Source organism: Mycobacterium sp., from assembly GCF_040398885.1.
Lineage (GTDB): Bacteria > Actinomycetota > Actinomycetes > Mycobacteriales > Mycobacteriaceae > Mycobacterium.
In genome coordinates this window covers 20,799-28,008 of the sequence record NZ_JBBATF010000019.1, presented here as the reverse complement: position 1 = coordinate 28,008, position 7,210 = coordinate 20,799, and the positions used below count along the sequence as shown (strand labels likewise).

6 protein-coding genes are annotated in these 7,210 nt (G+C 68.8%); 1 reads left to right on the top strand and 5 read right to left on the bottom strand.

What is annotated here, in order from left to right; all coding sequences use genetic code 11:
• The 5 genes from ADBZ5U_RS03575 to ADBZ5U_RS03555 form a co-directional block, all read right to left on the bottom strand.
• On the bottom strand, positions 1-992 hold a 992-nt coding region (locus ADBZ5U_RS03575), incomplete at its 3' end, for a HoxN/HupN/NixA family nickel/cobalt transporter (RefSeq protein WP_526262440.1).
• A gap of 181 nt (positions 993-1,173) precedes the next feature.
• A complete protein-coding gene (locus tag ADBZ5U_RS03570) occupies positions 1,174-1,953 on the bottom strand; it encodes a 3-oxoacyl-ACP reductase (protein WP_526262438.1) in 780 nt (259 codons plus the stop codon).
• The gene (locus tag ADBZ5U_RS03565; RefSeq protein WP_526262436.1) at positions 1,950-3,317 is read right to left on the bottom strand and encodes an aldehyde dehydrogenase family protein; all 1,368 of its coding nucleotides are present in this window, start codon (positions 3,315-3,317) and stop codon (positions 1,950-1,952) included. Before ADBZ5U_RS03565 ends, ADBZ5U_RS03570 begins: the two co-directional genes overlap by 4 nt.
• Positions 3,314-4,060: a gamma-glutamyl-gamma-aminobutyrate hydrolase family protein gene (locus ADBZ5U_RS03560; protein WP_526262434.1), complete on the bottom strand. Its 747-nt coding sequence runs from the start codon at positions 4,058-4,060 to the stop codon at positions 3,314-3,316. Before ADBZ5U_RS03560 ends, ADBZ5U_RS03565 begins: the two co-directional genes overlap by 4 nt.
• Before the next feature lie 55 nt (positions 4,061-4,115).
• On the bottom strand, positions 4,116-5,474 hold the full coding sequence (locus ADBZ5U_RS03555) for a glutamine synthetase family protein (RefSeq protein WP_526262444.1): 1,359 nt from the start codon (positions 5,472-5,474) through the stop codon (positions 4,116-4,118).
• Positions 5,475-5,641: 167 nt separating this feature from the next.
• On the opposite strand from ADBZ5U_RS03555, the gene ADBZ5U_RS03550 reads away from it, so the two are divergent.
• Positions 5,642-7,201, top strand: coding sequence for an amino acid permease (locus ADBZ5U_RS03550; protein ID WP_526262432.1), 1,560 nt, complete (start codon positions 5,642-5,644; stop codon positions 7,199-7,201).
• Positions 7,202-7,210: the final 9 nt, after the last annotated feature.

Sequence of the window (7,210 nt, the reverse complement as noted above, 5' to 3'; positions counted from 1 at the left end):
ACCACGATGAATCCCACCTGGTCCATGCCGATCGAACTGACCCAGTCGGTGACCGGGTTGGCCCAGCCGAACTCGTCGTGCACCACGGTGATGAGTTGGACGGTGCCGACCAGGCCGGCGACGGCCACCGACAGCGCGGTGATGATGAGGTTGTAGTAGATCTTGCGGAACGGGTCGGCGAGGGCCCAGTCATAGGCCGCCGACATGAAGATCCCGTCGAGGGTGTCCATCAGGCTCATCCCCGCCGCGAACAGCACCGGCAGGACCAGCAACCCGTACCAGGGCAGGCCGGCCGCCGCGCCGCTGCCGGCCATCGCCAGCAGGGCGACCTCGGTGGCGGTGTCGAAGCCCAAGCCGAACAGCGCACCCACGACGAACATCTGGCCGGGAGCGGTGATCCGCCGCATCACCGGTTCGAGGAGCCGGTTCAGCACACCGGTGCCGTCGAGCATTCCGTCGAGGTGGCGGCTGTCAGCGCGGTTGGCGCGCAGGGCGCGGAAGGCCCGCCAGATCCCCACCAGCACAACGATGTTCACGGCCGCGATCAGGTAGAGAAAACCGCCCGAGGCCAGGGTGCCCACCGTGCCGAGCAGCCGACGAGCCGAGGAGGCGTCGTCGAGGAGCACGTCGGCGGCTCGGGCCGCACCGGCCACCGTCAGTGCCAGCAGCACCACCATCGCCGAGTGGCCGAGGGCGAACCAGAATCCGACCGATTTGGGCCGGCTCCGCTCGACGGACAGTTTGCGGGTGACGTTGTCGATCGCGGCGATGTGGTCGGCGTCGAAGGCGTGCCGCAGGCCCAGCAGATAGGCCGCGACCCCCACCCCGATGGACAGCACCTGCGCGCCGCCGAAGTCGGATCGGGTGGCCAGTGCGAACAGGGCTCCGAAGCCGGCCAGGTGCAGCACGGTGACGACCCCGAGCAGGACCGCAACCTGGGTCCGGTCTCGTCGGGTCCAGGACCGCCTCGACCCGGGCAGGGATCCTGGCATGTCGACCTCCTGGGGATGGCGCGTCCCCGCTGCGGGTGAAGTCCGGACGGGAGGTCTGACTCCCCCACCCCGCGTGGAGCACCGGGTGGGGACACAGTGGCGCGACCGCACCGGATTCTCACCGGTTTCCGCACCGTCCGACTCTTGCCCGCTGACCATACCCCGGCCCGCGGCGCAGCCCCTACAGCGGTGTCACGTAGGCCGAACTGATGCCGCCGTCGACCAGGAAGGTCGACGCGGTGACGAACGAGGCGTCGTCACTGGCCAGGAACGCGACCGCGGCGGCGATCTCCTCGGCCTCGGCGAACCTTCCGGTGGGGATGTGCACCAACCGCCGGGCGGCGCGTTCGGGGTCCTTGGCGAACAACTCCTGCAGCAGCGGGGTGTTCACCGGCCCGGGGCACAGGGCGTTGACCCTGATCCCCTGCCGGGCGAACTGCACTCCGAGTTCGCGGCTCATCGCCAGCACCCCGCCCTTGGAGGCGGTGTAGGAGATCTGCGACGTCGCCGAACCCATCACCGCCACGAACGAAGCGGTGTTGATGATCGAGCCCCGGCCGGCCGGCACCATGTGCCGCAGCGCCGCCCGGCAGCACAGGTAGACGCTTTTGAGGTTGACGTCCTGCACTCGCTGCCAGGCGGGCAGTTCGGTGGTCTCGATGAGGTCGTCGTCGGGCGGGGAGATGCCGGCGTTGTTGAACGCGATATCGACCGAGCCGTGGGCCGCCGCGGCGGTGTCGAACAGGTTGTCGACCGCGGCCTCGTCGGAAACATCCACCGCGACAAAGGTTCCGCCGAGCTCCTCGGCCACCGGGCCGCCGGTCTCGGGGTCGATGTCTCCGACCACGATGGTGGCCCCTTCGGCGCGCATCCGCCGCGCCGACGCCAGGCCGATACCGCTGGCCGCGCCGGTGACGACCGCGACCTTACCGGCCAGCCGCTGGGTCAGATCAACAGTCACGGAGCTTCTCCTATCGCGAAGAAAACGTTCTTGGTCTCGGTGAAATGCTCCGGTGCGTCGGGTCCCAGTTCGCGGCCGAGGCCAGACTGCTTGAAGCCACCGAAGGGGGTGCTGTATCGCACCGAGGAATGCGAGTTGACGCTCAGGTTGCCGGACTCGACCGCCCGGGACACCCGCATCGCGCGGGAGAGGTTCTCGGTCCAGATGGAGCCGGACAGGCCGTAGGCGGTGTCGTTGGCCAACTCGACCGCATCGGCCTCGTCGTCGAAGGGCAGCACCGCGACCACCGGTCCGAAGATCTCCTCGGTGACGGTGCGATCGCCCCGGTCCGGTGTGAGCACCGTCGGCGGGAACCAGTATCCGGGCCCGGTCGGCACCGAGCCCCGGAAGGCCACCGGCGACCCGTCGGGGACGTAGGACGCCACCGACTGCAGGTGGGGACGCGACACCAGCGGGCCCATCTCGGTGTCGCGGCGGGTCGGGTCGCCCACCACGACTCCCTTGACCGCGGGCTCAAGCAGCTCCATGAACCTGTCGAAAACGCTGCGCTGCACCAGGATCCGGCTGCGGGCGCAGCAGTCCTGACCGGCGTTGTCGAAAACCCCGTAGGGGGCGGTGGCCGCGGCGCGTTCCAGATCGCAGTCGTCGAAGACGATGTTGGCGCTCTTACCGCCGAGTTCCAGCGTCACCCGTTTGACACCCGCCGCCGCCCCGGCCATCACCCGGGTGCCGACCTCGGTGGAACCGGTGAACACCAGCTTGCGCACGTCGGGGTGGCTGATGAACCGCTCCCCCACCACACTGCCCCTGCCGGGCAGCACCTGGAAAAGGTCCGGCGGCAGTCCCGCCTGCGCCGCCAGTTCAGCGAGGCGGATGCTGGTCAGCGGCGTCCACTCGGCGGGTTTGAGCAGCACCGCGTTCCCGGCGGCCAGCGCCGGCGCGAAGCCCCACGAGGCGATCGGCATCGGGAAGTTCCACGGCGTTATCACGCCGATGACCCCGATGGGTTCGTGGAAGGTGACGTCGAGTCCGCCGGCGACCGGAATCTGCCTGCCGCTCAACCGTTCCGGGGAGCCGGCGTAGTAGTTCAGCACGTCGCGCACGTGGCCGGCCTCCCACTCGGCGGCCGTGACCGGGTGCCCGGAGTTGGCCACCTCCAGTGCGGCCAGTTCGTCGACGCCGGCGTCGACGGCGGCGGCGAAGGACCGCAGCGCCTCGGCGCGCCCGGCGGGCGGGGCGGCGGCCCAGGCTTTCTGCGCCACCCTGGCCCGGGCGACCGCGTCGTCGACCGCGGCCGCGTCGAGCAGTTCGACGGTCCGCAGCGGCTCTTCGGTGGCCGGGTTGATGACGGTGGTGGTGCTCACATGCCCACTTTCTGCATCGCGTAGGCGCGGGCCGCCTCGACGAGTCCGGCGAACAACCGCAGATCATCCAGGTTCTCCTCGGGATGCCACTGCACACCGATGAGGAAGCCGCCGCCGTCGGCCTCGATGCCTTCGATCACCCCGTCGCACGACGCCGTGGCGACCAGCCCCCGGCCCAGCCGGTCTATCCCCTGGTGGTGATAGCAGTGGGTCCGCACCGACTCGCCGAGCAGCCGGCTCAACCGGCTGCCCGCGGCGATCGCGGCGACGTGCGAGGCGTACGTCGCATCGGCCACCCGGTGGCCGCTGTGGCCGATGACATCCGGCAGATGCTGGTGCAGCGAGCCCCCGAGGGCGACATTGATCACCTGCGGGCCGCGGCAGATCCCCAGCACCGGCAGCCGCCGGCCCAGCGCCGCCGCCAGCAAGGCGAACTCCCAGGCGTCGCGGTCTCGGGCCGGTTCCTCGGTGGCCGGGTGGGGCTCGTGCCCGTAGGCCGCCGGGTCGATGTCCTTGCCGCCGGTGAGGATCAGCCCGTCGAGGCCGGAGACCACCCGGGCGGCGATGTCGTCGTCGACCGGTTGCGGGGGCAGCAGGACCGCGATTCCCCCGGCCAGTGTGACCCCGTCGAGGTACACCCCGGGCAGGAAACTGGCGTGCACGTCCCACACTCCGCTGCGGGCCTGTTGCCGGTAGGTGGTCAGGCCGATCACCGGCCCCGCCCCCTCCGCGCGAGCAGACATGAAAGGCCCCGACACGCCGGGGTGCGGGAGACTTTCGCGTCTGCTCGCGGGGGGATCAGAAGCGTTCAAAGCCGCGGACCCTCTCCCAGTCGGTGACCGACGAGTTGAATGCGGCCAGTTCCACCCGGGCATTGTTCAGGTAGTGCTCCACCACCTCGTCGCCGAACGCCTCGCGGGCCACCGCCGATCCGGCGAACAGGTCGGCGGCCTCGGCCAGCGTGGTCGGCAAGCGCCGGGCGTCACTGGCGTAGGCATTGCCGGCGACCGGGTCGGGTAACTGCAGGCCGCTGTCGATCCCGTGCAGGCCCCCGGCGATCAGAGCGGCCACCGCCAGGTAGGGGTTGACGTCGCCGCCGGGCGCCCGGCACTCGACCCGCATGGACTCGCCGTCTCCGACGACCCGCATCGCGCAGGTGCGGTTGTCCATACCCCAGGCCACCGCTGTCGGCGCGAAGCTGCCCTCGGCGAATCGCTTGTAGGAGTTGATGTTCGGCGCATAGCACAGCGTCAGTTCCCGCAGGGTGGCCAGCTGCCCGGCCAGGAAGCTGCGGAACAGGGGGGACATCCCGGCCGGCGTTCCGTCGTTCCGGTCGGCGGCGAACACCGCCGCCCCGTCGGCGTCGCGCAGCGAGAGATGGATGTGGCAGCTGTTGCCCTCGCGTTCGTCGAACTTGGCCATGAAGGTCAGGCTCCGGCCGTGCTGATCGGCGATCTCCTTGGCGCCGTTCTTGTAGATCGTGTGGTTGTCGCAGGTGACCTGCGCGGCGTCATAACGGAACGCGATCTCCTGCTGGCCGGGATTGCATTCGCCTTTCACGCCCTCGCAGTACATCCCGGCGCCGTCCATGCCGAGCCGGATGTCGCGCAGCAGCGGCTCCATCCGGGTGGAGGCGTGGATCGCGTAGTCGACGTTGTAGTCGCTGGCCTTGACCAGGCCGCGGTAACCGGCGGCCCAGGCGTCGCGATAGGTGCCGTCGAAGACCATGAATTCCAGTTCGGTGCCGACGAAGGCGGCCAGCCCGCGCTGAGCCAGCCGGTCGGTCTGGGTGCGTAGGACGTTGCGCGGTGCCGCGACGACGGGGCCGCCGTTCGGCCAGTGCAGATCGGCGACGACGAGCGCGGTGCCCGCCAGCCACGGCAGCACCCGCAGCGTGTCCGGATCCGGCCGCATCACCATGTCGCCGTAACCGGAATCCCAACTCGACATCCGGTAGCCGTCGACGGTGTTCATCTCGACGTCCACGGCGAGCAGGTAGTCGCAGCACTCCGCACCGTGGGCGGCGACCTCCTCGACGAAGAGTCGGGCCGACACCCGCTTGCCGGTCAGCCGGCCCTGCATATCCGGAAACGCCACGATCACCGTGTCGATGTCGCCGGCCGCGATGAGGCGGTCCAACTCGCCGGGGGTGAGCAGGCCTTTCGCCAAGCCGCGGCGCTCAGACGTCACAACACTCCTCGACTGGTCGGTGTGGTCCAAGGTTTAACACGAGCGATTTGCAAACGGTGGGAAGAAGGACCGATTGCAGCCTATTGTTTTGATCCCCAGTTCCCCAGAGAACCCTCGACGAATGGAGACCCGCCATGCCCGAGGGCCATGACGTTCTCGACGAGGACGAACTGCACCTGGCGCGACTGGGCTATAACCAGGAGCTTCAGCGAAGCTGGTCCGGGTTCAGCAACTTCGCCATCTCGTTCTCCATCATCTCGATCCTCGCGGGCTGCTTCACCTCGTTCGCCCTGGGCTGGAACAACGGCGGCCCGGCAGCCATCGCCTGGGGCTGGCCGATCCTGGCCGCCTTCATCCTGCTGGTCGGCCTGTGCATGTCCGAACTCGTCTCGGCCTATCCGACCTCAGGCGGAATCTATTGGTGGGCAGCCAAACTCGGCGGCGCGAAAGCCGGTTACTACACCGGCTGGCTGAACCTGATCGGACTGATCGCCATCCTGGCGTCGGTCGCCTACGGCAGCGCCACGTTCCTGGACCTCACGCTGGGCACCCTCAGCGAGGGTTGGCTGGCCGGCTACAGCCTCAAACGGGTCTTCGTGATGTTCCTGATCATCCTGGTGGCGGTCGCCGTCGTGAACATCACCTCCAGTCATCTGCTGGCGGTGATCAACAACATCTCGGTGTGGTGGCACGTGGCCGGCGCGGCCGCGGTGATGGCGATCCTGTTCCTGGTCCCCGAGCATCACGCCGCCTTCGGCGACGTCTTCGCCAAGACCGTCAACAACAGCGGCATGTTCGGCGGGGCGACCTCGGGCCTCGGCTGGCTTCTGGTCGTGTTGCCGATCTCGGCGATCCTCACCCAGTACACGATCACCGGCTACGACGCGTCCGCGCACCTCTCCGAGGAGACCAAGAGCGCGGCCGACGCGGCGGCCAAGGGAATCTGGCGGTCGATCCTCTACTCGGCGGTCGGCGGCTGGGTTCTGCTGCTCGCCTTCCTGTTCGCCGTCCAGGACTCGGACGCGGTGTCGGCATCGGGTGGCGGGGTCGCGACCATCTTCAGCCAGGCACTGAATTCCAGGTGGGCCGCGCTGGTGCTGTTCATCTCCACCGCCGGACAGTTGTTCTGCACCACCGCCTGCCAGACCAGTGCCTCGCGGATGCTGTTCGCGTTCAGCCGCGACCGCGCGGTCCCGGGTCACCGGCTGTGGTCGGCGGTGAACTCCAACAAGGTCCCGGCCAACGCGGTCGTCGTCACCGCCGCCCTCGCCGCCCTGCTGACCCTGCCCGCACTGATCGAGGTCGACATCAACGGCGCGCCCGTCCCGATCGCCTTCTTCGCCGTGGTGTCCATCGGCGTGGTCGGGCTGTACCTGTGCTTCGCGGTGCCCATCTACTACCGCTGGAAGGCCGGCGACTCCTTCGCGGTGGGAAGTTGGAACCTGCGCGGGCATCATCGTTGGATGGCACCGCTGGCGCTGGCCGAGATCATCCTCACCTCCATCGTGGCCATGTTCCCGACGTCGCTGGGCGGAGTGCCGTGGGATCCGAGCTTCGAGTGGAAGTTCGTCAACTACACGCCACTGGTGGTGTTCGGCGTACTGTCGCTGCTCTGGTTGTACTGGCACGCCTCGGTGAAGAAATGGTTCACCGGGCCGGTGCGGCAGGTGGAAGCGCCGGCGACGACCGGCTAAGCAAGACAA